Genomic DNA, 24,263 nt, shown 5'->3' on the forward strand with positions numbered 1-24,263 from the left:
TAATCGGAATTGCCATGCCTATAACCCTAAAAACCACAAGCCTGGCCGCGCTTCTCGGCTGGGCCCTGGCAGCGGCGCAGCCTTCTGCCCCGGCGATGCGGCCGGCGCAGGATCAGGCCGCCAAGCTGACCCAGTACTACGAGAACCTCGCGACGCGGACCCTGGCGCGCTATTACGAGGAGGAAACCTTCCTCGTCAAGGCCAAGGTGGAGATGGAGCCGCCCCCGGAGATCGAGCTCGGGAGCACGGACGACGGGACGCCGGCGGAACCGCCCCAACAACTCCCCGGCCTGCCTTTCCTGCCCGACAACGCGCAACCGGAAAAGCCCGCTCCCGCCAAGGAGGCCCCGAAGGGCGGGGGTATCCAGGCGGTTACCTATGACGTGCTGGTGGATACCGGCTATTCCGAAAAGGACGCGGAATTCATCCGCAACCTGCTGGCGATGACCGCCCGCCTCGACGATGCGCGCGGCGACCGCGTCAGCGTGCACGAAGGCGTGTTCCCGCGCGACAACCACGCGCTCACCAGTTATCGTAAGCCGCCCGAACCACCGCCCGCGGCATCGAATGCGCCGCAGCCCAAGTCCAAGGCGGACACGGGCGATGCCCGCAAGCAGGACGCGCGCGAAAAGGCCGCGGCCAATCCTTTCGCCCAATACATGGATCATCTGCCTTCGCTGATCCCCCTGCTGCTCATCTGCCTCCTGATCCTGGCTTGCGTGTGGATGGTCTCGCGCGCCATCGTGGGCGCGGCCCGCGCCGAGCGCAAACCCGCCGATGCGCCTCCCGTCCTTCCCGCCGCGCCGATTGCTCCGGCCCCCGCCCCCAAGGCCCCCGAAGGCAAAGGCCAACCCCCCGAGCTCGCGGCCTTCCGCCCTTTCCTCCTGAATTGCTTCGTCGGCAACCCCAAACACTGCGCCCAGATCATCAAGAGTTGGATCCAGCGCGATCCCGATCGCGGCATGCGCGACGCGGCCGCCCTGGTCGCCAGCCTGGACGACCGCCTGATGGGCGTGTTGGGCCCGGAAATCGGCAAGGATTCGCTTTCCAAGCTCGAGGTCCACCTGGCCGCGGGCGAACCTCCGTCCCCGGACGATTTGCTGAACGTGTACAAGGAATTCAAGCGCGAGTACGGGAACCTGGCCGGCGCGGATACCCAGGGGGATCAGTACAAGGACATGTTCGGCTTCCTGAAGCAGATGAACGAGCAGCAGATCATGCACGTCCTGCGCGACGAATCCCTTGGCATAGCCGGGCTGGTGCTAGCGCAATTACCGGGTGAGATGGCCAGCGGCATCCTGCAGAAGACCGATCCCGATAACCGGGGCAAGCTCCTCATCGCCATGGGCAACATCGATCATATCCCGCTCAACGTCTACAAGGAAATCGCCGACCGCCTTTCCCTGAAGGCCCTGGCGGTGGGCAACATGCGCTACGTGGCCGCCGACGGCGTCGACAGCATCCTGGAATTGATCGACAGCCTCCCCTTAAGCATGCAATTCCAGTACATCCATTCCATCTCGGAAATGGATCTGGGCTTGGGGGAGAAGCTCCGTAACCGGTACGTTACCCTGCCGGAACTGGTCGGCCTTCCCGACAAGTTCCTGTCCAACGTGCTGCAAGGCCTCGATCAGGAAACGCTCATCCTGGCCCTCGCCCACGTGGACGATGCCGTGAAGGGGAAAATCCTGTCCCTGCTGCCCGAGCGCATGCAAATGCTGGTCGCTAGCGGCCTGGATGGGGCCATGGACCGTGCCCCCAAGGACTCCGAAGTCGCCCAGCGACGCCTCTTGCGGAAGATCCGCGAGGAGATCCGGCATTCGGGGAGACCGGTATGATCCTCCAAGCCGTCAGGAAGTCGGGCCGCAAGGCGGCCCTCGCCATCGCATTGCTCGTCACCTTCGCCGCCGCCGCGGTCGATAAACCGCCTTCCGACCCGTTCGCGCCCAGTTCCACCGGCCTCCGCCAGATCGCGGAGATCATGTCGCGCCTGGCCAAATCCATGGGGGACATCCCGCCCAACGTCGACCGCATGGCGCTCTCGCAGATCAAGGTCGATCCGCGCCAATTCGATCCGGGCATGGCCCGCTACATACAGGCCCAGGTCGAAGACGTGTTCCGCAAGGAAGGCCGCCGTACCATCGTGACCTCGCCCGAACTGCGCACCTTCCGCGTGGTGGCGACGGACTCTACTTTCAAGTTCTCCAACACCTTGCCTTCCATGGAAGATCTCTGGCGCCTGGGCGATAAGCTGCGGGTGGACGGATACATCGAAGGCTCCTGTTCCAAGAGCGCCGACGGCGACGTCATCATGAACCTCAAGGTGTTCCGGCATCGCACCGGGGAAATCGTATGGTCGAACAGCTTCGTGGCGGGCCCCAACGAGAAGAAGCCGGACATCCTGAACCTGGACTACAGCGTTTCGGCGAACCTGCGGCGCTTCCCTATCAAGCAAGGCATTGTCCCGCGGCCCGATACCCTCGATCCCAAGACCGGCAGGCGGGTGCTCGATACCCTCGGCTCGCTGGCCCTCACCATGTACGGCATCGAGGGCTCCGTGAGTGAAGCGGTGACCTCCGATAAATCCTTGCTCTTCTCCGTTTCGCTGGGATACGGTTACGCCAGCGGCGTGGGCGGACCAGACAGCCTGGGCGTCGATTTCAACATCCAGATGGTGAAATTCGGGATCGAGATGCTGGGGATCTTTTTCCGCAAATCCAATCCCGATCTCGGCTATTGGCTGGGCACCTATGTGGGGTACGAGGAATTCATCCCCTTCGCCAACAAGGGCCATTTGAGCACGATAAGCGTCGGCTACAAGTCTCGCGTAAGCCGGCACTTCACCTTGGGAGGCGGCATCAACTTCCTTTTCCTCAACGACAAGCTGCGGGGATTGGGCGAAAATTCGGATCGCTTTCTGACCTTAGAGCCGGTGGCATATGACCTCACCTATTTGCACTACACCTTCTAGGCATTTCCGGGCCTTTGCCGGGCCGGCCCTGGCCGCGCTCCTGCTGGCCGCCTGCGCGGGGGACAAGCCCGATCCGGCGCGGCCGATCGATCCCGCCCTGCCCACCGCCCAGGCGGGCGTCGAGCCCGATAAGGGCCAAGGCAATCTGAGTTTCCATTACTCCAACAAGAGCACGGACGCCAACCTGGCCATCGACCTCAGTTCCACGGACGTATATCTGGAAATGACGGGGAAGTCGGCGCAGGAGCAGGCGGATCAGTTGCGCGCGGAAGCCAAGCCGGATCCCCGCAAGGTCGCGCCTTCGGGCCATAAGCCCACCACGTCCGGGGAGGACGCGAAGGCTTCCGAGCCAAAGGGCGATGAAGAGAACGATGATGCGGGAGATGCCAAGGGGGAGAAAAACCAGGCTCCCACGGGGGCTCAGTCCGCGAAAGGCTTGCACAAGGGACCTCCCAAGAAGCCCGAGCCTCCGCCCGAGGAAGATCCGGGAGACTACGAGGACGTAACCACCAAGGTACTGGCCGGCATCCGCCGCGCCCAGGAGCTGTTCTACCAGAAGCGTTATCCCGAGGCGCTGCAGGCCGCGCGCTCTTCGCTGGATGCGCGCCCGACCGCCGAAGGCTATGGCCTGCTGGGCAGCATCTATTTCATGCAAGGCAACACCGGCATGGCGCGCCGCCAATGGATGGAGGCCCTGCGCCTAAATCCCGACATGCCGGCCGTGGTCAACATGCTGGATAAAACCCGTACGCCCGGCGGCCGCGGTTCTCCCGCGCCCCGCCCGGTCTACCATCCTCCCGCGCGTGCCGCCGATCCCGATGCCCCCTATCCGGAGGAATATTCCTCGCCGGGCGCCGAAGCCGCGCCATCCTCCTCCGTCCCTGCGGCTCCCGCCCGTCCCGCCTCTTCAGCCGCCGCCCGCCCGTCCGCTTCGGCTCCGGCCCCGGCAGCCACGCCTTCGGCCGCACCCGCCGATCCCGCCGCGGTCGAATCCGCTCCGCCCGCCTCCGCGCCCCAGCCCGAAGAGGACGGCGACGAGGACGCCACCGTTCCCGCCACGACTGCACCCGCCGCAGCGCCTGCACCCGCTGCAAAGCCCGCTCCCGCGCCATCCGCGCCCGCCAAAGCGGCCGCGAAAGGAACGGCCGCCGCGCCTAAAGGTACGCCGAAGGCCGCCACCAAGGCCGCGCCCGCAGCCGCGAAACCGGCTCAGGAAGGGACCCGATAATGATCTCCCTTTCCACCGTACTCGGGGTCATCTTCGGCTTCATCGTCATCGCCGCCGGAATCCTGCACGAAACCAAGGACTGGCACGTCTTCCTCAGCACGTCTTCGCTCGCCATCGTCTTCGGGGGTACCGTCACGGTTACCTTCATCGGTTTCCGGTTCCAGTATATCTGGAATGCTTTCAAGGCCACCTTGAGGATTTTCCTCAAGCAATCCATCTCGTCCAAGACCCTGATGCTGGACGTGAAGACCGCCATCGAGTGGCAGAAGAAAGTGCAGGCCGAAGGGCCCGCCGGATATGAGGCCATCTCCAAGGCCAGCAAGGACGAGTTCGTACGGTATATCTTCGGGCTGGCCAGCACCGGGTATAAGGCGGAGGACATCCGCGAGTTCGGCACCACCAACATCGAGGAACATTATTTCCGCCACCTGCAAGAGGCGAGCATCCTCAACACCATGGCTTCCATGACCCCCGCTTTCGGCCTGGTGGGCACCTTGATGGGGCTAATCGTCATGTTGGGCCGCCTCGAGGATCCCTCCAAGCTGGGCCCGGGACTTTCGCTGGCCTTGACCTCCACGCTCTACGGTTTGCTTTTCGCGCGCTTCGTCTTCATGCCCAGTTCCACCAAGGTCAAGCAGACCTTGAGCATCGACCGCTTCCGGCATTACCTCCTGCTCGAGGCCCTGGTCCTGATCCTGGAGAAGAAGCCGGCCATGTACATCCAGGACAAGCTGAACTCGTACCTGAGCCGCAAGGACCAATATTCCATGTTCGCGAACAAAGGCGGATCGGCGCCGGCCAAGAGGCCTTAAGGTTACGCCATGGCCATCGCCAAGCATCCCAACCGCCACCGCGTCCACGAGCCGGAGCACATCGAAGAAGATTGGCTCATGAGCTACGCCGACATGGTGACCTTGCTGATGGCGTTCTTCCTCGCGATGCTTTCGGTCTCCCACGTCGATCCAGTCCTCTTCGAGCAGATGAAGAAGGGCCTGCGCAGCGACATCGGCAAGGACAAGGACGTGAAGACGCCCCTGGGCGAGATCAAGCACGACCTCGATTCGCTGCTGGCGAGCGAGCGGGCCCGCGGCGACGTGAACATCGATTTGGGCCGCGAAGGCATCATCCTGGAATTCTCGAGCTCGGCGGTGTTCGATCCGGGCAAGGCGGACGTCGGCCCGGCGGCGCGCGCGAACATGGACAAGGTGGCCGACGCCATCAAGAACATCGAGTACTACAAGTTCGCCGTGGACATCGAAGGCCATACCGACAACATCCCCATCAAGACCCTCCAGTTCCCGTCCAACTGGGAACTCTCGGTCATGCGCGCGACCAATATCGTGAAGTACCTGATCGGAAAAGGGATCCCCTCGGAGCGCCTGAAGGCCGCGGGCTACGCCGATACCAAGCCCAAGACGCCCAACGTGGATGCCGAAGGGAAGCCCATCCCCGCCAACCAGGCCAAGAACCGGCGCATCGTTCTCAAGATCCACTGAAGGCTGATTTCCGCTTGCGACGAAGCGTGGAGCGCGCGGCGACTTCCTAGCGAGGCGCCTGTTTCGGAAAATCCTCGCAAAACCGATCGATCGCCCGGCATAGAAATTCCGCCAGCCCCGGCGCCGTTTTGTCGTAATACGCGCGGAACTCCGGATGCTCGACGTAAAGCCGTCCCAACCCACGATAGGATTCCGCATCCGGGCTCCAGAAATTCCGGACCCATGCGAGGTGCCGGGCTACCACCGCGCGCGCTTCCCTCGAGCCCGGATCGCTTCCGGACTCCATCAGCGCGGCCAAATCGCGGCTGATGGCTTCCGCCTCGCGGTTCGTCTCCGCCCAACGCGCTTTCCCCATCGACTTCGCTTTTCTCTCGCTCTCCGCAACGCGTTCCTCGCCGTAAAGTTCGCGCGCCTCTTTGCGGATGGCGGCGACCTTCTCCGGCGGGAAGCCTTGGTACAATTCGGAATCGGTCAACATAGGTCCTCCTTCGTAATGGGCCAGGGTTTCGTCCAAGGTGCGGAGCAAGCGATGGAGCCGGCCCAACCGGGCCTCCAGCGCTTTCCTGTGCCCGCGCAGGCTTTCGGCGGGATCGAACTCCGGATCGTCCAGGATCCGCCCGATCTCGGCCAAGGGAAGGTCCAGCTCGCGGTAGAACAGGATCTGCTGCAAGCGCAACAGATTCGCTTGTCCATACAAACGATACCCGGACGCGCTACGGCGTCCCGGCTTCAAAAGCCCGATGGCGTCGTAATGGTGCAATGCGCGCACGCTGACGCCGGCGAGCCGCGCGAGTTGGCGAACGGTGTGGCCTTCCATGTAAAGCAAGATACGCCCTGACGCCGCGTGAGGGTCAAGGGGGCATTTCAAATGGGATATTCAAGCGTCTTGACTTTGGTAGCTTCATCCTCGGGCAGGCGGAAGGGGCCGAAACGCTAGAGCTCTGGGCCGGAAACGATTCGCGCTGCTCGTCCATTTTGCTCAAAGCGGAGTGCCTTATCAATCTCCGCAAGCATGCGGCGCGGCTTCCCAAAGCCGCCTCGGGGAATTGGATGCGGGAACGTTCCGGTTTCCTGGATCAAAGCCTTGCTGAAATCCATCTCAAGGATATCGATGCATCGGTGCTAACGGTTCTGGATCGGGAGACCGGACTGGCCGATTGCCGGACCTTGGATGCCTTGCATCTGGCCACGGCCTTGTATATGCGGGAACGGGCCGGCGAAGGATTCAAGCTGGTGACCCTGAATCAGCGTATGCGTCAAACGGCCGCAAAGTTCAAGTTCGATATTCTGCCGTCCGCCGGCTGAGATTACCGGGGAACCCGTAACCGAAGGGTTACCTAGGCGGGCTTCCACAGGAACCGCGCCAGATCCAGCCTTCCGCGCGCATCCACCGGCACCCCTTCCCGCCGCAGCCTCCGCGCCTGTTCCGCTCCGCCCTCCGCCGGCAAGGAGATGCTCCCCGCGGCCCCGATCACCCTGTGCCAGGGGAGTTTTTCCTTGCCGGACAAGCTATGCAGCACGCGCGCGACCTGGCGCGCCCCGCGGGGGCTTCCCGCCAGGGCCGCGACCTGCCCGTAGCTGGCCACCGTTCCTTTGGGGATGGCCTTGATGACGGCCACTATGCGTTCAGTCAGGGGCGCGCGCGTCTTCGCGGTCCGTCCGTCGGCCGCTGGCCTTCGTTTCGCGCCGGACTTGGTTGGGCTTTTCCGCATTCGATCCAAGATAACGTATCGCTGCGAGGATCCCGAAGCGCTCAAAGCCGCGCTGCTGGCGCAGCCTATCATCATCCAAGATTCCGCGCCATCCTCGCCTCCGGTGCAAAGATTCACATGATTTGTCGGAATATTTTACGGTTTTAAAGGGGTAGGAAGGGATTTTGACTTTCTTCGCTAACATCCTCAGGCATGGCCTTTGCATTGCAGGGGCCCGTCAACTCAATAGGAGAACCCCCGCTTGAAAAAGATCGCCCTAGCAATTCTGGCCGCCGGAGCCCTTTCCGCCCATGCGAACCTGCTCGTCAACGGCAGCTTCGAGGACAATGGCTCGAACATGTACGCGAACAACGGTTCCTGGCAGACCTACAACTCCATCTCCGGATGGAGCAACACCGGCTACGTCGAAATCCAGAATAACGGCCTTTTCGGCGCGGCCACCGTCGCAGCCGATGGCTCGAACTGGCTGGAGCTGGATAGCTATTCCTCCTACTCCATCTCCCAGGGCTTCGGCGCCGCAGCCGGACAGTCCTATACCCTGTCCTTCGCCTATGCCGGCCGTCCCGACGCCCCCATCTACGATGACGCCATGCTCGTCAGCGTGAACGGCGTGACCACCACCTTCAACACCACCGCCAGCAACGTCGGCCAACCCCTTAATTGGTTGAACGGAAGCCTCACCTTCACCAGCACCGGCGCCGACGTCATCTCCTTCATCGCGCAAGGCCCCAGCGACGGCCTCGGCATGCTTTTGGACAATGTCGCCGTCAACACTCCCGCCGTTCCCGAGCCGACCTCCCTGGGCCTGATGGGCCTCGGGCTCGTCGCCTTGGCCGGCTTCGCCAAGTCGCGTACCAAGCGCGCCTAGAAACCCGCCTGGCCGGGGCGATGGCGCTTCGGCCGGTTCTTTCAAGTCATGAAAGCGGCTCCGAGCGGGGCCGCTTTTTCATTTATGGGGGAAAGCCTTCCCCCTGGCCTCAGCCGCGCGGGCGCGGCATCGGCCACCCCCTTCTACGGGGGCGGCGCCCCCGTAACGCCCCGCTTAATGTCCGACAGGCGGTTGGACGATTTGCCCAATCAGACCAGGCTTTTCCGCGCGTCCTTCAATAAGAGGATCAATTGCCCCTCTCGAATAGGGGACGCGACGAATCCGAACGCCGAATAGAATCGCGCCGCCTCCGCGTCGATAGGGTGTGTCAGCAAGGCCCGGATTCCGGCTTGTTCGGCGACCAGTAAGGTGCGGCGGACCGCGTCCTGGAGCAATCCGCGGCCGATGCCCTTACCTTGATCGGATAGGTCAACGGCCAGCCTGGCGAGAACGACCACGGGATTGGGATACCGGCCCATACCTTGCCGCACCCGGTCGGGCGCTTCCAGGAAATCGATTTGGCCGACGGTCAGGTTGAAATAGCCCGCTACCCCGGTTGCTTGTGCGGAAACGAAGGTCTTGGCCAATCCGGCTGCTTGAGCCTGTAAGGCATGCCGGACCAACCATTCATTGAGCGGGGCTTTGCCGCAATCGAATCCCGCCACGGCATGTTTTCCGTCGAAAGGGACCGGAGCGGAATATTTCAATGCCAGGCGTACGCCGGAAACCAGGCAAAATCGGATGAGTCAGGGGATAGGGACGTCCAAAAGCTTTATGTAATATTTCTTGTCCCCGGTTATCAGGATGCTTTCCCCGGATTTCCAACCGAATACCTCTACCTCACGGCCGATGTATTCTCTTCCGTCCAGCTTGGAAGAGTCGAAGCCCAACAGGTCCCCATAGGTCTCCGCGCTCCAGCCCTTCCCGAAAACGATTTCTTTCCCGGAAATCCGCATGGAGCAGATGCCGTCGGCCCAGCAGCCGACGTTCACCGCTTCCAGGGTTCCCGTGAATTTCACTTCTTGTTTCTGCGCGGGGGCCGGCGCGCAACCCAGCCAAGCGAAAATCCCCGCCATTAGGACGCGAAGCCGTCCTGAGCGACGGGACACGTCTATTCCTTATCCATCGACAACACCGCCAGGAAGGCCTCCTGCGGGATCTCCACGTTGCCCACGGCCTTCATGCGCTTCTTGCCTTCCTTCTGCTTCTCCAGCAGCTTGCGCTTACGCGAGATATCGCCGCCGTAGCATTTGGCCGTAACGTTCTTGCGCAGCGCCTTCACGGTCGAGCGGGAAATCACCCGGCTGCCGATGGCGGCTTGGATCACTACTTCGAACATTTGCTGGGGAATCAATTCCTTCAGCTTGTTGCACAGGGCGTTGCCCCAGTTATAGGCCTTGTTCTTGTGGATGATGACGGAGAAGGCGTCCACCGGATCGCCGTTCAAGAGGATATCCAGCTTGACCAGGTCGCCCTCGCGGTAACCGATCAACTCGTAATCGAAGGAGGCGTAGCCCTTGGAGACCGACTTCAGCTTATCGAAGAAGTCGAACATGATCTCGCCCATGGGGAACTCGTACTTGAGATCCACCTTGTCGGGCGTGAGGTATTCCATGGTCTGGTAGATGCCGCGCTTCTCCTCGGCCAGCTTCATCACCCCGCCCACGTATTCCTTGGGCAGGATGATTTGCGATTTCACGTAGGGCTCGTGGATGGCTTCGTACTTGCCCGCGTCCGGCAGCTTGCTCGGGTTTTCCACCGTGAATTGCGTCCCGTCGTTCAATATCACGTGGTATTCCACGTTGGGAACGGTGGAGATGACGCTCATGTTGAATTCGCGGTCCAGGCGCTCGCGGACCACTTCCATGTGCAAGAGCCCCAGGAAGCCCACACGGTATCCGAAGCCCAAGGCCAGCGAGGTTTCGGGTTGCCAGGACAAGGCGGAATCATTCAGGGCCAGTTTTTCCAGGGCCTCGCGCAAATCCTCGAAGTCGTCGCTGTCCACCGGATAGATGCCCGCGAACACCATGGGTACGATGTCCCTGTAGCCCTTCAGCGGCTCGGCCGCGGGATTGCGGCGATCGATGATGGTGTCGCCGATCTTGGTGTCCTTGACGTTCTTGATATTGGCCACGACATAGCCCACCTCGCCGGCAGCCAGGGATTCGGCGGGCTCGCGCGTCATGGTCAGGGTGCCGATCTCGTTGATTTCGAAATCCTTGTCCGTGAACATGAGGTGGATGGGGGCCTTCTGCTCAAGCACTCCGTCGAAGACGCGCACGAAGGCGACGGCGCCGCGGTAGGGATCGTACTTGGAATCGAAAATCAAGGCGCGCGCGGGCAAGGTACGATCGGCCTTGGGAGGGGGGATCTCTTCGATGACCCGGTCGAGCAATTCCCTGATGCCGATGCCTTCCTTAGCCGAGACGCGCAAGATGCGATCCGGTTCATAGCCCAGCAATTCTCCCACCGATTCGGCGATATCGTCCGGATGCGCCGAAGGCAAATCGATTTTGTTCAGGATGGGAACCAAGGTCAGGTTGGCATCCATGGCGAGATAGAGGTTGGATAAGGTCTGGGCTTCGATGCCCTGGGTCGCATCCACCACCAGGATGGCGCCCTCGCAGGCCGCCAGGGAACGGGAGACCTCATAAGTGAAATCCACATGCCCGGGGGTATCGATCAAGTTCAGAAAGTAGGTTTCCCCCTGGTAGGTATACCGCATGCGGATGGCGTGGCTCTTGATGGTAATGCCCCGCTCCCGCTCCAGATCCATGTCGTCCAATACCTGGGCCTGCATATCTTGCTTAGTAATGGTTTTGGTCAACTCGAGCATGCGGTCGGCCAGGGTCGATTTCCCATGATCGATGTGGGCAATGATGCAGAAATTGCGGATTCGGGACGGGTCTGGACGCATGGGTATCCGTGGGAAGAGGGGCTAAAGGTACTTTTTTCCGGCGGAATTTACTAAATTCATGCCCTGGTCTTTGGGAGCTTCGATGTACGAGGCTCCATAAACCCTTTCATAACGGCACCTTAGTAGGCGGTAGGACGGTTATGGCGGCTTCCAATATTTCCATGCGCACCCAGATGCTCCGGGTTTCGGCTTTTCTCATCCTGATTACCCTGGGCGCGGTCTCCCAGAGCGCAGCTCAAGGGGGCAGGCTCTATAATCGCGATTATACGGGAGTGAAGCAGATTTTCGTTGAAATCACCACCCATGAAGGCCCCATGAAATTGGAGCTCTATTTCAAGGAAGCCCCCAACACCGTGGCCAACTTCATCCACTTGGCCGATTCCGGTTTCTATAAGGGCCTCACCTTCCATCGCATCATCGAAGGTTTCATGGCCCAAGGCGGGGACCCCAATGGCGACGGCACCGGCGGTCCGAATTGGAAGATCGACGATGAGCCGAACAAGCTGACCCACGAGGCGGGATCTCTTTCCATGGCCAATGCCGGACCGGGCACCGCCGGATCGCAGTTCTTCATTTGCCATATGCCCCAGCCGCATCTGAACGGACGGCATACCGTTTTCGGCAAGCTCGTATCCGGGTTCGACGTGTTGACCCGCCTCGAGCGCGGCGATCCGATGCTGGACGTTAAAATCATAGAGGTGAAATAAAGCCAGCGTGGGATCCTCTAAGCCAAACCCCAAGAAACCGGCGACCAAGGTCGCTGCCAAGCCGGCTCCGGCCAAGAAGCCCGCCGCCCCCGCCAAGAAAGCGGTCAAGGCCGCTCCTGCCGCGAAGGCCGCCCCGGCTAAAGCCGTTGCTCCGGCCAAGGCGGTGCCTGCGTCCAAAGCCGCGCCTGCCGCCAAGAAACCGGCTGCCAAAGCTGCTCCGGCCAAGCCCGTAGCGGTCGGCAAAGCCGTCGCCGCGAAGGCTGCGCCTGCCGCGAAGAAGAGCCCCGAAGCGGCGAAGAAGCCTTCGCCTCCCGCGGCCAAAGGCAAGAAAGAAGAAAAGGCCGCCGCCCCGGTCGCGGCGAAGGCCGCGCCTGCGAAAGCGGCCGGCACGGCTCCGGCAAAGGCCGCGATTCCGGCTGCCAAGGGTCTCAAGCCCGCCGCGCCCGTGAAGCCTCCTGCTGCGGTGAAGCCTCCTGCCGTCCCGAAGCCGCCCGCGGTCAAGAAACCGAAGAAGGCCCCCGTGGTTTTGGGCCCGATGGAGAAGGCGCAACGGAGCCTGGCCGCCACGGCCGCCCGCGCGGCCGCCAAGGACAAGGTCCCGCCCAGCAAGGCGTTGGCTGCCGTCAAGGAAGCCCAAGCCAAGGCGCTCAACAAGGTTTCGACCATTACCTCGATCGAGGCCAAGGTCCCGGCCCCGAAAAAATCCTCGAAGATCTTCTTCCACGAAGTCCAGCCCGGGGCGGAACGCATCATCAAGCGCGGGGACAAGACCACGGCTACGCCCATTCCCGCGGACATCCAGAACCGCCGTCGCGGCGGAGGCGGCGAAGAAAGCCCCGAGGAACTCGTCGAGCGCATCGAACGGGAACTGGAGAACCAGCACATCTTCAAGAGGAACATGTTGCGGCCCCAATTGTGCACCAAGTGCGGCATCAACCAGGTTTCCGAGCGCTTTACCATCGACAAGGAACTCGGCTACTGCGATGACTGCGCCGAGATCCTGCACCTGGGCGAGACCAAGGAAGCGCGGAAAATCGATTTCCATCCTTCCCTGATGAAGAAAGACGGCGAGCCCGCGGCCGAAGGCGCCGAAGAGGACGAGGACGGGGAAGTAGAGCCTCCCAAAGGCCCAGTGCCCGAAATCGATTGAAGACCCCGCGCCGGGGCGGGCCCCTGCCGGGAGCGCTCCGTCGTTTGACCGCGAATGATATAATGGGGACCATGTCTTTCTTCCACCCCCGTTCCTTGGCCGCTTGCGCCGCATTGGCCCTCGCCGCGGCGAGCCTACCCGCCCGCGCCGGCTATTTCGACGATCGCCACTATCCCATCATCACCGACGAAACCTTTCCCGCCGACGACTATATCCTCGATCAGGCGCGCTTCTGGTACGCCATCTACATCGACGTGGGCGACGATGAAGGATTGCTACACGATCCCTTCTATCCCGAGCTGGTGTTCCGGAAGGCGAAGGCCCCGGGCCAAGGCCGGGCGGGATCCAAGCTGGCCGAGGTCCAGGTAAAATCCCTGCAGGCCGAAATCCGATCGATGATCGCCAAGGATACTTCGGCTTGGACGCCGGAGGACCGGGCCTTGCGCGCGCGCTTCCCGCTCTATTGGGACACCACCGCCATCCGTCTTTCTTGCGATCGGATCCGATTCCAACGCGGCCTGAAGGGCAAGTATCGCGCGGGCCTGGAGCGCTCCTACCGGTACCTGCCGCTCATCGATTCCGTATTCGCCGCCGAAGGGGTGCCCGCGCGCCTCAAGTTCCTGCCGCACGTGGAATCGTCGTTCTACCCGTTCGCCTATTCCAAGGTGGGCGCGGCCGGCATGTGGCAGTTCATGAAGTCGTCGGCCAAGCGCTTCCGCATGAAGGTGGGCTACCAGATCGACGAACGCCGCGATCCGTTGGCCTCGACCGTGGCAGCGGCCCGCATGCTGGCCTATAACCGGCAACTACTGCAAAGCTGGCCGCTGGCCATCGTCGCTTATAACCACGGGCCCGGGGGGCTGGCCAACGCCGCGCGCACCACGGGCACGCGCGAGCTATCCACCATCATCAAGAGCTATTACTCCAATACCTTCGGTTTCGCATCCAAGAATTTCTACGCCGAATTCCTGGCCGCCTCCAGCATCGCCCTGAAGGCGGATTCGCTTTTCCCGGATCTACGTAAGCTGGAGCCGTTGCGTTACCGCCACGTGGTTCTGCAGAAATCGGTGGGAACCAAGTTCGTCTGCGGCGTGACGGGGCTATCGCCCGAGGAGCTGGAGGAATACAACCTCGCCCTGCGCCCCACCGCCTTCCGGGGGAACGGGCAATTGCCGAAGAGCTTCGCCCTGCGTCTTCCCGCCGCCCTGGATCTGGGGGCCATCGCCCTGCGCCTGGGCGCCGTCGAACCGCCGGGACAACGCCTGGCCGCCGCTTCCGCGCCCATCGCCGCTGTGCCTGTCGCCGCCTCGCCTGCCGCGGCCGTCCCTGCCGGCGGGACCGCTCCATCCGTCGTTGTCGCGGCGACTGCGTCGTCTCCGTCCCCCGCCGCGGCCATAGCCGGCGCTGCACCGGCCACGCACGCCGCCCCCTTGCCGGCGGCCCCGGCGCCCGCATCCCCAACCGTAGTCGCTGCCGCATCCGCCCCCGCTTACGCAGGTTCGTCCCATCCTGGAGTGGTCCCTTCGGCGGTAACCGACACGTCATCCCCGCCCCCGGTGGAAGCCGAAGCCGATCCGGACAAATCGGATAACCTGGCTTCGGACGCCAATCCCCTGGAGCCGCGTCCGAAGGCTAAGCCTAAATTGCGCGAGCGCATGCAGGCGCGTCTCGCGGAGAAGCGAGGCGAGAACGTCCCGAAGCCGCAGGCCGTGTTGACCGCCGAACCTCCGCCCGGACCGAAAGCCGAGCCGGCGCCGTCCCCGCGGGCGACCCCACCGGCCGTCGCCACGGCGAAATCCGCCAAGCCCCCGATCCCGCTGCCGCCCGTACTGCCTTCGGCCGCGCCTCCGCAATCGGCGGCATTGCCCGTGGCCGCCGCGGCCCCCAAGCCCGCGCTCCCGCCCGCGCCGGCGGCGCCCGAACGCCTCATCGATTCCTCCTTGGCTTTGCAGGCTTCGGATCTGGATAAGCTGGCCCATCCCATGGACCGCTTTAATCCCTCAGCGTATCCCTTGGAATACAAGTACGAGAACGGCATCCTGAGCTTTCTGGCAGGCACCGAAGAGACGTTATCGCATTACTCCGATTGGGCCGGGATTTCGGAAACGGCCTTGCGGAAGGCGAACGGCATGCGCGGGAAGATGGATATCCGCCTGGGCCGCCGCATCAAGATCCCGCTCGGCGAAGATAAGGCGAAGGAGTTCATGAAACGCCGCGAAGAGAACTACCGGGCCATAGAGGAGGATTTCTACAGCAGCTACTACGTATCCGGAACGGAACCGCTGGCCGTGACCCAAGGGCAAAACCTTTGGGGCTGGGCGCAGGACCAGGAGATCCCGTTCTGGCTGCTGCAAAAGCATAATCCCGGCAAGTCCCTCGCCGAGCTGCATCCGGGCGACACCCTGAACGTGCCCGTGATCGAGACGGGCATCCGCAAGTGGGGCTTCACGCGCTACGGGAATTCGCGGGAATACCTGCAAGGCGTGGCACGCTATCTGGCCACAGGGAAGCCCGAGCCGTGACCAGCCGCCGCCGCGACGTGGCGCTGGACGCCTTGCGTCTGCTCGCGGTGTTGCTGATGATCGCCTCGCATACCACGCGCCTGATAGCCTGGGACGAACGGCGCGCTTGGAGCTGGTTCTCCTTGCTCATCGAACCCTTTACCGCCTCCTTATTCTTGATCCTGGTGGGCGCTTCCCTGGTGCTGTCGTGGCGGGCGGCCCAGGCGGCCCAGGCGGGCCGGGCGGGCCGGGCGGGCGGGCGCGCGGCCTGGTTCCGTAAGCAAGCCTTGCGCGCATCGGGATTGTGGGCCATCTCCTTCTTGTTTTACGCGCTCGAGGAAGGCGTCCGCTGGCCGGACGTGGCGACCATGAGCGGCATCCTCGCCACCATCGCCTACGTCTCTTTGTTGGGGATGGTACTGGTGGCTTCGCCGCGCCCCGCCCTCGCGCTGTCCATCGCCGCCGCCCTCTGCATGGGGGCGCACCTCTGGTTCGATAAGACGGGGCTCAGGATATTCGGCCTCAATGCCGGCAATAGCCCTTTGCTGCCGCTTTTCCCGTTGGCCTGCATGGGAGCCTTGGGGGTTCTGGTCTTGGAAGCCGGCCGGCCGGCGCGGGTCGGCGTCGCGGTCGCGGCCGCGGCAATCGTCGCGGGGTTGGTGGCGCATAACGGTTTCGCCGCGATTTTCTCCACTCCCCTGGGCCGCTACGAAACCGCGCGCGTCCTGGAATGGATGGATCACGGGCGCATGCAGCGCAAGGAGATCCCGTACTACAACCTGCGGCCCATCCTGGTTCCCATGATCGCGTCCATGACCGTGCTCATTTATACCGTCTTCTCCCTGATCCGGCCCGTGCTGGAACGCGGGCAAAGATTCTTCCTGGCCATGGGCCGCCGCAGCCTGGACGTATACATCCTGCACCTCGCGATCCTGGCCATCTTCGTGGAAGCGGGCAACGGAAGGCGCCCGTTGCAAAAGACCTGGCAGGGTGACGCCGTGGTCTTGGGAGCGATCACGGCCAGTTGGCTGTGGGTGCTGGGGCGCGACGCCTTCGCGGCGCGCAAGCGGAGAGGTTACCTGAATGTTACCGTGCCGGAGTCCAATCGTCCCGTCGAATTGAAGTAACGATTTCGGCCGGGTAAGGCGCATAACCGGTCGGCGCGCGCGCGCGGCGGAAGTGCCGGAAGGCCTTGATGAGCATGGCCAAAATGAAAACGGGATAGGCCGCCGAGACCAACAGCCAGAGGGCCATGGAGTTTTCCATGATCCGATCGAACATGGCGATAAAGCTAATAATCGCCCCGCGGCATTGACCGGACTTCGCCGGGCGGATAGTTTAGCCTTATGGCTTCCCAGACGAAAACGACCGCTCCCGGGAAAATGGCGGCAATGGCCAAAACGGCTTTCGGGGTGGAAGGCATGAGTTGCGCGAGCTGCGTGGGGCGGGTGGAACGCGCCCTCGCGAAATTGCCGGGGGTGGCCGAGGCCCACGTGAATCTGGCCACCTCGCGGGCCGACGTGCGCTTCGATCCGGCCTTGATGGACGAAGAGAAGCTATTCGCCGGGGTGCGCGAAGCCGGGTACGGGCCCGTGCCCTGGAAGCAAGGCGGAGTCCCGACCGGGGGCGAGGAGACCGTCCGCGACCTCGTCTTGTCCCTCATCTTCGGCATACCTCTCCTGCTTCTGTCCATGGCCCCCATGGCCTTTCCGCCCTTGCATCATTTCCTGATGCGCGCCAATCCTTCCGAAGGATTCTGGAACCTGATCCAGATGGGGCTGGCCACGCCGGTCTTGTTCGGGCCGGGCCGGCGCTTCCTGCGCCGCGGCTGGGCCTCCCTCCGCGATCGCAGTCCCGACATGAATACCTTGGTCGCGTTGGGAACCTGGTCGGCTTACCTGTCGAGCGCGGCGGTCACCCTGGCCCCGACCCTGTTCCCGCCCGCCGCCCGGCATGCCTACTTCGAGGCCGCGGCCGTGGTCATCGCCCTGGTGCTGCTCGGGCGTTGGTTGGAGGCCCGGGCCAAGGGCCGCGGCGCGCAGGCCATCGGGCGCTTGCTCGAGCTGAGGCCCGCCACCGCGCGCCTATTGCGGCGCGGCAAGGAAGTCGAGGTGGAAGTGGCCGCCCTGATTCCCGGGGACGAGATTTCCGTGCGGCCCGGCGATCGCGTGCCCGTGGACGGCGTGGTGATCGGCGGCGAGAGCCGCGTGGACGAAAGCATGCTGACCGGCGAACCGATGCCGAAGGCCAAACGGATCGGGGATCGCGTGACGGGCGGGACCGCGAACGGGGACGGCCACTTCACCCTGCGGGCCGAGGCCGTAGGCGCCGACACCGCCTTGGCGCGCATCATCCAACTGGTGGAAGAAGCCCAGGCCACGCGCCCGCCCATACAGGACTTGGCCGATAAGGTGGTGGTGGTCTTCACTCCCTTGGTGCTTCTGGTAGCCGCCCTTACCTTCGCCGCCTGGATGATCCTGGCCGCCGCGCCCGCGTTCCCGGCCGCCCTTTCGCATGCGGTCGCCGTGCTCGTGATCGCTTGCCCGTGCGCCATGGGCCTGGCCACCCCGGCAGCCCTGCTGGCCGGCACCGGCCGCGCCGCCGAATTAGGCGCGGTGATCCGCGATGGCGCCGCTTTCCAATCCCTGGCCGAAGCCCGCCGCATGGCCCTCGATAAGACCGGAACCCTCACCCTGGGTAACCCGCAAGTGACGGAATTCCACGTGTTACCTACCTGGAAGGATGGCGAGGCCCTGGCCCTGGCCGCCGGGCTCGAGATCCGCAGCGCCCATCCCTTGGCCAAGGCCTTCGTCGCTTATGCGGGTTCCCGCGATGTGGCCCCGTCGGTCCCGTCCGCTTTCCGCGCCCTGGAGGGCATGGGGGTGGAAGGGGAGATCGCGGGCCGGCGCGTGGCGGTCGGTTCCGCGCGGCTGATGGACGCGTTAGGCGCGGACCGGTCGGCATTCCGCGAGGCGGCGGAGGTCGCCTCCGGGCGAGGGGCCGGCCTGGCCTGGCTGGCGGTGGACGGGGCTTGCATGGCCCTGGCGGTGATCGCCGATCCGCTCAGGCCGGAAGCGAAGGAGGCGGTGGCCGCCTTGCGGAAAATGGGATTGGAACTGTCGATCCTCACCGGCGATCAGGACGCTCCCGCCCGGGCCGTGGGCGAGGCCGTAGGCATCTCAGCGGTGCAGGCCGGGCTTTTGCCGGCGGGTAAGGCCGAGGCGTTGCGGGCCTTCGGCGGGGGAAAGACCGCCTTCGTAGGCGACGGGCTCAACGACGCCCCGGCTTTGGCCGCGGCGGATACGGGCCTGGCTTTGGCGGGCGGATCGGATCTGGCCATCGCCAGCGGGGACATATTGCTGTTATCGCCGGATTTGCGCAGCGTTCCTCGCATGGTGGCATTGGCCCGCGCGGTGATGCGCACCATCAAACTCAATCTGCTCTGGGCCTTCGGATACAATGCCCTGCTGATCCCCGTGGCGGCCGGGGCCTTACACTCCAGGGGCTGGGAGCTGAGCCCGGTCCTGGCCGGCGCGGCCATGGGGCTGTCGAGCCTGTTCGTCCTCTTGAACAGCTTGCGATTGAAGGGGTTCCGTCCCGGAATCTGATTTCGGTTCCCGATTCGGGCCATATTTCCCGGGCATTCCCGAAAGCCCCCGGCATTACATTAACCGCGGACTTCGCAGAAAGGCCGGGGAATCGCGAGTGGGTATCGGTTCGAAATCCTTCTTGATAGCGGCCGGGCTCGCCCTGGCCGCCGCGCGGGCCCAGACCCCGATCCGCATCGATCCCGCGGATACCCGGCAAACCTTCGAGGGATGGGGGACCAGCCTGGCCTGGTGGGCCTTTTCCCTGGGAGGCTGGAAGGAAGCCAACCTGGGAACCCTGGTGGATCAAGTGGCCGACAGCAATACCGGCCTGGGGATGACCATTTTCAGGTATAACATCGGGGGCGGCGAGCAGCCCGGGCATACGCATATGCGCGTGGATGCGGTTATACCGGGCTACAAGCCCACCGAGGCGGGACCTTACGCATGGCGGGCGGACTCCCTGCAAATCAGGACCATGAAGGCGCTGCTGGCGCGCGTGAAGAACCCCATCCTGGAAGCCTTTTCCAACTCGCCGCCCTGGTGGATGACTAAGAGCGGCTGCGCATCGGGGAACACCGATGGTTCGAATAACCTGAAGGATGATTATTACGACGACTTCGCCGACTACCTGACCTCGGTGGTCAAGCACTTGCAGGATTCCTTAGGGCTGTCGTTCCGGACCCTGGAGCCGTTCAACGAGCCCAACTCCAATTGGTGGACGGCGCTGGGCAAGCAGGAAGGCTGCATGTTCTCGCGCGCCACGCAACCGAAGCTGATCACGGAGGTGGCCAAAAGCTTGAAGGCAAAAAGCCTGGCGACGCGCCTGGTCGCGGCGGACGCCAATTCCATCGCGGAAATGGTCGGCAACGTGCAAAGCTACGATTCGGCCTCAATGGCATCGCTCGCCCAGATCAACACGCATTCCTATAACGGTTCCGTTTCGGATCGGAAGACCTTGCGGACCTTGGCGACCAAGGCAGGTAAGCGGCTCTGGCAATCGGAAACGGGGCCTTCGGCCATGTCCGGGAAGCCCCTGTTCGATGTCGCCATCTGGTCGGCATCGCTCATCGTGAAGGATCTGCGCGACATGGGAGCGGAGGCGTGGGTGGATTGGCAAGTGGCGGGCGGCGGCATCTGGGGCGTGATCGATTACAATGCCTCGGCCCAGACCAGCCAAATCAACAAGAAGGGATTCGCTTACGCCCAGTTCTCCCGCTTCATCCGCCCCGGGGCGATTATCCTGGGAGGCGGGGATTCCAATACGGTGGCCGCCTATCACCCCGCCACGGGAGCATTGATCCTGGTGGTGGTCAATGCGGGCGATGCCGCGGCCGAATATACTTTCGACCTCTCGCGCTTCCCCGGCCGGCCCGCGTCGGCGCGCGCCTACCGGACCTCGTCCACCGAGGACATGAAATCCCTCGGCGCCGTCGCGCTGGCCGGGAGCACCTTGTCCGCCCAAATGCCCGCGCGTTCCGTCACGACCTTGGTATTGGACGGGGTCACGGTGGCCGTCCTGCCCAGGCCTCGCGCCGTGGTCGGATCAGAGCGGCGATTCCTTTCGGGAAGGGCGATGGCGACTCCGGTCTACGGAACTCCGCAAGGCGTGTGCTGCCTGGATGCGGCCGGGCGTTTTGCGCCACCGGGCCTGGTGGAATAAGCCGGAACAACGGAGATCCACCCGAAAACCTGCCAAGACGGCAGAAAGCTAGGTCCTAACCCGGGCCTGTGGTATATTTGGGGTATGCGGAACTTGCGTCGACATGGAATCCTGGGGCCAGCCGCCTTGCTGCTGGCCGCGGTCTTCTTCGTGGCCCAGGTTTTCGCCTGCTGCCAAGCGAACGCGCGCCTCGGCCGCTCCCTGCTTTCCATGTTCGCGCGGACCTCCCAACCGGCCCATGCCTGTTGCGCCAGGGCCGCGGCTCGCGAGCCCCTCGCGCCTCCGGCGCATTCCGGTTGCGCCGCCGGCCAATGTTGCCTCCATCAAGCGGCCCAGAATGCGCCCCAGTTGGCCTCCGCGCCCAGCGAAGCACCGGTATTCTCCGTGTCCCTGGTGCTCTTGCCGGCCTTCATCGAACCTCCCGTCGCCCTGGGCGAATGGCCCCCGACGGTGATCGATTCCGGGCCGCCGATCTACCTCCGCACCCTCCGCCTCCTCGTCTGAGATCCCCGTCGGTACCGTAAGGGTCCGCCGACCGTAACGGGTCCGCTACCCTGCTCCGTGGACGCCACGGGTCCCTTCGTTATTCCCGATCACCGAACCTGAGAGGAGAAGCGATGCTACGCTTTCCGTCCCTGAGCCTTTCCGCTTGCGCCCTGGCCGCGATCTGCGCCGGCGCGTCGGAGCCCGAAACGCCCATCCCGGCGGCCGCCATCCCGATGGCCGCCGGCCCCGCCGACGATCCCTTGCCGGCCCTGGTGTCCGAGGCGATGCGAAACAATCCCTCCATCCAGGCCGCGGAGTACCAGGTCAAGGCGCTCCGGTCCGCGCCCGATCATGCCTGGTCCTGGGAGGCGCCGCAAGTCGGGGTGGAGTTCTTCCAGACGCCGGTGAAGTCTTTCCCGAACCCGATCAAGAACCAGCAGGAAATCGACTACTCCGTACAGCAGGCGTTCCCCTTCCCGGGGAAGATCGCCACGCGCATCAGGGCCGAGGATCGGCGCGTGGACATGGGTTCCGCCGAGCTGGAGGCCTTGAAGCATCAGGTGGCCCGCGACGTGAAAACCGATTATTACGAGCTATACCTCCTCGATCGCCGCATGGAGATCAATAGCGAAAGCCAGGCCCTGATGCGGCGCCTCATCGAGATCGCGCGCCGACAATACGAGGTGGGCATGGGGAGGCAGGCCGACATCCTCAAGGCGCAAACGGAGCTGACCTCGCTCCGCACCGACAGCATCGGCTTGGAGCAAATGCGACGGGCCACGGCCGGCATGCTGAACGCCTTGTTGAACCGGGAAACGGAAAGGCCTTTTCCGGTCGCGGCCGACCTCAAGGTCGCCGAAATCGGCTGGACCTTCGGGCAAATCGCCGTCATCCTGGAGGAGAACCATCCCAAGCTCCGCTCCATGCAGGCTTCGATCCGGATGCGCGAAGCGGAAAAGAGCATGGCCGGAAAGGAATACTTGCCCGAGTTCATGGTGCGTGGGACCTATAAGGATATGCTGGCGATGTCGTCCGGGGAAGGGTCGCCGGGGGACTTCTGGTCGGTGATGGTGAGCATGAACGTGCCCGTCGCCTTCTGGTCCCTGCCCAGGTATCGCGCCGGTTACGCACAAGGCGAAGCCAACCTCGCCCAGGCCAAACGGGAATACGCGAACATGCGGAACATGCTGTTCGCCAAGGCGCAGGAGGCGCTGCTCAAGGCCGAAAGCGGGGCCGAATTGGCCCGTCTGGCGAAGAGCGTATTGGTGCCGCAGGCCCAGCAGGCTCTGGAGTCGAACCAGGCGGCCTACCAGGGCGGGAAAGGCGATTTCATGACCCTGTTGGACGCCTACCGAACCCGCTTGATGGCCAAGGAGAACGCCGAGATGGCCATCATGCAACTGTCCGCCAGCCAGGCCGACCTGGAAGAGGCCGTGGGCCTGGGACTGGAAGAAATCTCGCTGAAGATAAGCGAAGGAGCGAAGAAATGAAAAAGGGAATGCTTATCGCCTTGGCCGCCATATTCCTGGCCGGCGTGGCGGCGGAGATCTGGACCTTGCGGCATGGGGCCGGGGCGCCGGCCGCGCGAATCAAGGCCGCCAAGACCATGTACAACTGCGCCATGCATCCGCAGTACATCTCGGACAAGCCGGGCAACTGCCCGATCTGCGGGATGAAACTGGTGCCGATGGACAAGGAGCATGCGGATTCGGGAAGCCGGGAGGCGAGCGCCGGCGCGGAAAGGAAAATCCTGTATTGGCGCGATCCCATGCATCCCTGGTACACGTCCGACAAGCCCGGCAAGGCGCCGGACTGCGGCATGGATCTGGTGCCCATATACGAGGGCGACCAGAGCGCGAAGGGCGTCCGCATCGATCCCACCACCGTGCAGAACATGGGGGTGAAAACCGAGGCGGTGGGCTTGCGGGACATGCAAACCGAGATCCGCACCAGCGGCATGGTGAAGGTGGATCAAAGCAAGCTGACCTCGGTGAACGCGCGCGTGATGGGCTACGCGGAAAAGGTCGCGGTGAGCACCACCGGCGAGAAGGTCCGCAAGGGCCAGACGCTATTGGAACTCTACAGCCCCGACCTGGTGAGCACGCAGGAGGAATACCTGCAGGCGTTGCGGTACGCGAAGGGAAACGCCGGCGGGGCCGATCTCGGGGCGCGCGAATTGGTGGAAAGCTCGCGGCGGCGCTTGCTCAACTGGGGCATTTCCGAAAGCGAAATAGCCTCGTTGGAGAAGCTGGGCCATGCCCGGAGCGCCTTGCCCATCGCCTCCCCCGCCAACGGAATCGTGCTGGAGAAGATGGTGGTGCAGGGCCAGAACGTCATGCCCGGGACGGAACTGTACCAGATCGCCGATCTCTCCAAGGTGTGGATCGTGGCCAGCGTTTATCAGCAAGATCTGGCGGTAGCGCGCCTCGGGGCCGAGGCGGAGGTGGAACTGAACTACATGCCGGGAAAGACCTTCAAGGGCAAGGTCACTTCCATTTCCCCGGGGCTCAACGCGCAGACCATGACCGCGGAGCTGCGCGTCGAAGTGGCCAATACGCCCGCCCTGGATTTCCGGCCCGAAATGTTCGCGACCGTGCATATCCGTTCCGCGGCGCGCAGCCGCGTGGTGGCGGTGCCGGAGCAGGCCATCATCCGTTCCGGACGGCGCGACATCGCCGTGGTCGCCTTGGGTAACGGCTATTTCGAACCGCGCGAGGTAAAGCTGGGAGCCGCCTCCGGCGATTACGTGGAGATCACCGAAGGCCTGCACGAAGGCGAGACCTTGGTCGTCTCTTCCCAGTTCTTGATCGATTCGGAGAGCAATCTCAAGGCGGCCATCCAGCAAATGCAGGGCGGCTCCGCTAAGGGAATGGACATGGGCGCGTCGGGTGCGGGAGCGGCTCCCGCTTCGGGGGCTGCCCCGGGGCCCGCTGCCGCGGCCGATAGCGCCCATACCGGCTCGGACGGAAAGTAGGCT

The 24,263-nt window shown here is 63.7% G+C and carries 21 protein-coding genes; 16 read left to right on the forward strand and 5 right to left on the reverse strand.

The genetic code is table 11. The features are described from left to right. The first annotated feature begins 14 nt into the window (after positions 1 to 14). From JF616_01505 to JF616_01525, 5 genes are read left to right on the forward strand one after another with little or no spacing between them, the layout of a single operon-like run. Complete coding sequence (locus JF616_01505; protein MBW8886406.1) at positions 15 to 1,838, forward strand: hypothetical protein; 1,824 nt, start codon at positions 15 to 17, stop codon at positions 1,836 to 1,838. After that, positions 1,835 to 2,971 (forward strand): hypothetical protein, encoded by a 1,137-nt coding sequence (locus tag JF616_01510; protein MBW8886407.1) that lies wholly within the window; start codon positions 1,835 to 1,837, stop codon positions 2,969 to 2,971. Before JF616_01505 ends, JF616_01510 begins: the two co-directional genes overlap by 4 nt. Beyond that, positions 2,940 to 4,199: a tetratricopeptide repeat protein gene (locus JF616_01515; protein MBW8886408.1), complete on the forward strand. Its 1,260-nt coding sequence runs from the start codon at positions 2,940 to 2,942 to the stop codon at positions 4,197 to 4,199. The genes JF616_01510 and JF616_01515 overlap by 32 nt, the downstream gene beginning before the upstream one ends. Beyond that, positions 4,199 to 5,011, forward strand: coding sequence for a MotA/TolQ/ExbB proton channel family protein (locus JF616_01520; GenBank protein ID MBW8886409.1), 813 nt, complete (start codon positions 4,199 to 4,201; stop codon positions 5,009 to 5,011). Before JF616_01515 ends, JF616_01520 begins: the two co-directional genes overlap by 1 nt. Positions 5,012 to 5,020: 9 nt before the next feature. Then, entirely contained in the window at positions 5,021 to 5,695 is a 675-nt protein-coding gene (locus JF616_01525; protein ID MBW8886410.1) for an OmpA family protein, read from the forward strand. 46 nt (positions 5,696 to 5,741) lie between these two features. On the opposite strand, the gene JF616_01530 is transcribed toward JF616_01525, so the two are convergent. Further along, complete coding sequence (locus JF616_01530; protein ID MBW8886411.1) at positions 5,742 to 6,512, reverse strand: MerR family transcriptional regulator; 771 nt, start codon at positions 6,510 to 6,512, stop codon at positions 5,742 to 5,744. 17 nt (positions 6,513 to 6,529) lie between these two features. Here JF616_01530 and JF616_01535 point away from each other — a divergent pair, with 17 nt between their 5' ends. Beyond that, complete coding sequence (locus JF616_01535) at positions 6,530 to 7,000, forward strand: PIN domain-containing protein (protein ID MBW8886412.1); 471 nt, start codon at positions 6,530 to 6,532, stop codon at positions 6,998 to 7,000. A gap of 32 nt (positions 7,001 to 7,032) precedes the next feature. Here JF616_01535 and JF616_01540 read toward each other — a convergent pair whose 3' ends face one another. Beyond that, positions 7,033 to 7,407 carry an MGMT family protein gene (locus tag JF616_01540; protein ID MBW8886413.1) on the reverse strand — a complete coding sequence of 125 codons (375 nt, stop codon included), beginning with the start codon at positions 7,405 to 7,407 and terminating at the stop codon, positions 7,033 to 7,035. Positions 7,408 to 7,648: 241 nt separating this feature from the next. On the opposite strand from JF616_01540, the gene JF616_01545 reads away from it, so the two are divergent. Next, entirely contained in the window at positions 7,649 to 8,275 is a 627-nt protein-coding gene (locus tag JF616_01545) for a DUF642 domain-containing protein (GenBank protein MBW8886414.1), read from the forward strand. A 209-nt stretch (positions 8,276 to 8,484) separates the two neighbouring features. Here JF616_01545 and JF616_01550 read toward each other — a convergent pair whose 3' ends face one another. From JF616_01550 to lepA, 3 genes are read right to left on the reverse strand one after another with little or no spacing between them, the layout of a single operon-like run. Next, positions 8,485 to 8,982, reverse strand: coding sequence for a GNAT family N-acetyltransferase (locus JF616_01550; GenBank protein MBW8886415.1), 498 nt, complete (start codon positions 8,980 to 8,982; stop codon positions 8,485 to 8,487). A gap of 39 nt (positions 8,983 to 9,021) precedes the next feature. Further along, on the reverse strand, positions 9,022 to 9,384 hold the full coding sequence (locus tag JF616_01555) for a hypothetical protein (GenBank protein ID MBW8886416.1): 363 nt from the start codon (positions 9,382 to 9,384) through the stop codon (positions 9,022 to 9,024). 2 nt (positions 9,385 to 9,386) lie between these two features. Next, positions 9,387 to 11,192 (reverse strand): elongation factor 4, encoded by a 1,806-nt coding sequence (lepA, locus tag JF616_01560; protein MBW8886417.1) that lies wholly within the window; start codon positions 11,190 to 11,192, stop codon positions 9,387 to 9,389. Between the two features lie 173 nt (positions 11,193 to 11,365). Here lepA and JF616_01565 point away from each other — a divergent pair, with 173 nt between their 5' ends. The 9 genes from JF616_01565 to JF616_01605 all read left to right on the forward strand — a co-directional run bounded on the left by JF616_01565 (position 11,366) and on the right by JF616_01605 (position 24,260). Further along, complete coding sequence (locus JF616_01565) at positions 11,366 to 11,899, forward strand: peptidylprolyl isomerase (GenBank protein ID MBW8886418.1); 534 nt, start codon at positions 11,366 to 11,368, stop codon at positions 11,897 to 11,899. A gap of 7 nt (positions 11,900 to 11,906) precedes the next feature. Continuing rightward, positions 11,907 to 13,049, forward strand: coding sequence for a hypothetical protein (locus tag JF616_01570; GenBank protein MBW8886419.1), 1,143 nt, complete (start codon positions 11,907 to 11,909; stop codon positions 13,047 to 13,049). 62 nt (positions 13,050 to 13,111) lie between these two features. Next, positions 13,112 to 15,571 (forward strand): transglycosylase SLT domain-containing protein, encoded by a 2,460-nt coding sequence (locus tag JF616_01575; GenBank protein ID MBW8886420.1) that lies wholly within the window; start codon positions 13,112 to 13,114, stop codon positions 15,569 to 15,571. After that, positions 15,568 to 16,677, forward strand: a complete 1,110-nt coding sequence (locus JF616_01580; GenBank protein MBW8886421.1) for a DUF1624 domain-containing protein — start codon at positions 15,568 to 15,570, stop codon at positions 16,675 to 16,677. Before JF616_01575 ends, JF616_01580 begins: the two co-directional genes overlap by 4 nt. A gap of 264 nt (positions 16,678 to 16,941) precedes the next feature. Further along, entirely contained in the window at positions 16,942 to 19,158 is a 2,217-nt protein-coding gene (locus JF616_01585) for a heavy metal translocating P-type ATPase (protein MBW8886422.1), read from the forward strand. Between the two features lie 97 nt (positions 19,159 to 19,255). After that, complete coding sequence (locus JF616_01590; protein ID MBW8886423.1) at positions 19,256 to 20,800, forward strand: alpha-L-arabinofuranosidase; 1,545 nt, start codon at positions 19,256 to 19,258, stop codon at positions 20,798 to 20,800. Between the two features lie 93 nt (positions 20,801 to 20,893). After that, positions 20,894 to 21,304 carry a hypothetical protein gene (locus tag JF616_01595; protein ID MBW8886424.1) on the forward strand — a complete coding sequence of 137 codons (411 nt, stop codon included), beginning with the start codon at positions 20,894 to 20,896 and terminating at the stop codon, positions 21,302 to 21,304. A gap of 113 nt (positions 21,305 to 21,417) precedes the next feature. Further along, the gene (locus JF616_01600) at positions 21,418 to 22,776 is read left to right on the forward strand and encodes a TolC family protein (protein MBW8886425.1); all 1,359 of its coding nucleotides are present in this window, start codon (positions 21,418 to 21,420) and stop codon (positions 22,774 to 22,776) included. After that, positions 22,773 to 24,260, forward strand: coding sequence for an efflux RND transporter periplasmic adaptor subunit (locus JF616_01605; protein MBW8886426.1), 1,488 nt, complete (start codon positions 22,773 to 22,775; stop codon positions 24,258 to 24,260). The genes JF616_01600 and JF616_01605 overlap by 4 nt, the downstream gene beginning before the upstream one ends. The last annotated feature ends 3 nt before the right edge of the window (positions 24,261 to 24,263 follow it).

This window comes from Fibrobacterota bacterium (assembly GCA_019509785.1).
Classification (GTDB): Bacteria; Fibrobacterota; Fibrobacteria; order UBA11236; family UBA11236; genus Chersky-265.

Excerpts from the sequence above, each read along its gene's own strand:
- JF616_01600 (MBW8886425.1), top strand. The coding sequence starts at position 21,418 with ATGCTACGCTTTCCGTCCCTGAGCCTTTCCGCTTGCGCCCTGGCCGCG.
- JF616_01530 (MBW8886411.1), bottom strand. The coding sequence starts at position 6,512 with ATGGAAGGCCACACCGTTCGCCAACTCGCGCGGCTCGCCGGCGTCAGC.
- JF616_01510 (MBW8886407.1), top strand. The coding sequence starts at position 1,835 with ATGATCCTCCAAGCCGTCAGGAAGTCGGGCCGCAAGGCGGCCCTCGCC.
- JF616_01520 (MBW8886409.1), top strand. The coding sequence starts at position 4,199 with ATGATCTCCCTTTCCACCGTACTCGGGGTCATCTTCGGCTTCATCGTC.
- JF616_01515 (MBW8886408.1), top strand. The coding sequence starts at position 2,940 with ATGACCTCACCTATTTGCACTACACCTTCTAGGCATTTCCGGGCCTTT.
- JF616_01525 (MBW8886410.1), top strand. The coding sequence starts at position 5,021 with ATGGCCATCGCCAAGCATCCCAACCGCCACCGCGTCCACGAGCCGGAG.
- JF616_01575 (MBW8886420.1), top strand. The coding sequence starts at position 13,112 with ATGGGGACCATGTCTTTCTTCCACCCCCGTTCCTTGGCCGCTTGCGCC.
- JF616_01565 (MBW8886418.1), top strand. The coding sequence starts at position 11,366 with ATGCTCCGGGTTTCGGCTTTTCTCATCCTGATTACCCTGGGCGCGGTC.
- JF616_01540 (MBW8886413.1), bottom strand. The coding sequence starts at position 7,407 with ATGCGGAAAAGCCCAACCAAGTCCGGCGCGAAACGAAGGCCAGCGGCC.
- JF616_01585 (MBW8886422.1), top strand. The coding sequence starts at position 16,942 with ATGGCCAAAACGGCTTTCGGGGTGGAAGGCATGAGTTGCGCGAGCTGC.
- lepA (MBW8886417.1), bottom strand. The coding sequence starts at position 11,192 with ATGCGTCCAGACCCGTCCCGAATCCGCAATTTCTGCATCATTGCCCAC.
- JF616_01605 (MBW8886426.1), top strand. The coding sequence starts at position 22,773 with ATGAAAAAGGGAATGCTTATCGCCTTGGCCGCCATATTCCTGGCCGGC.
- JF616_01505 (MBW8886406.1), top strand. The coding sequence starts at position 15 with ATGCCTATAACCCTAAAAACCACAAGCCTGGCCGCGCTTCTCGGCTGG.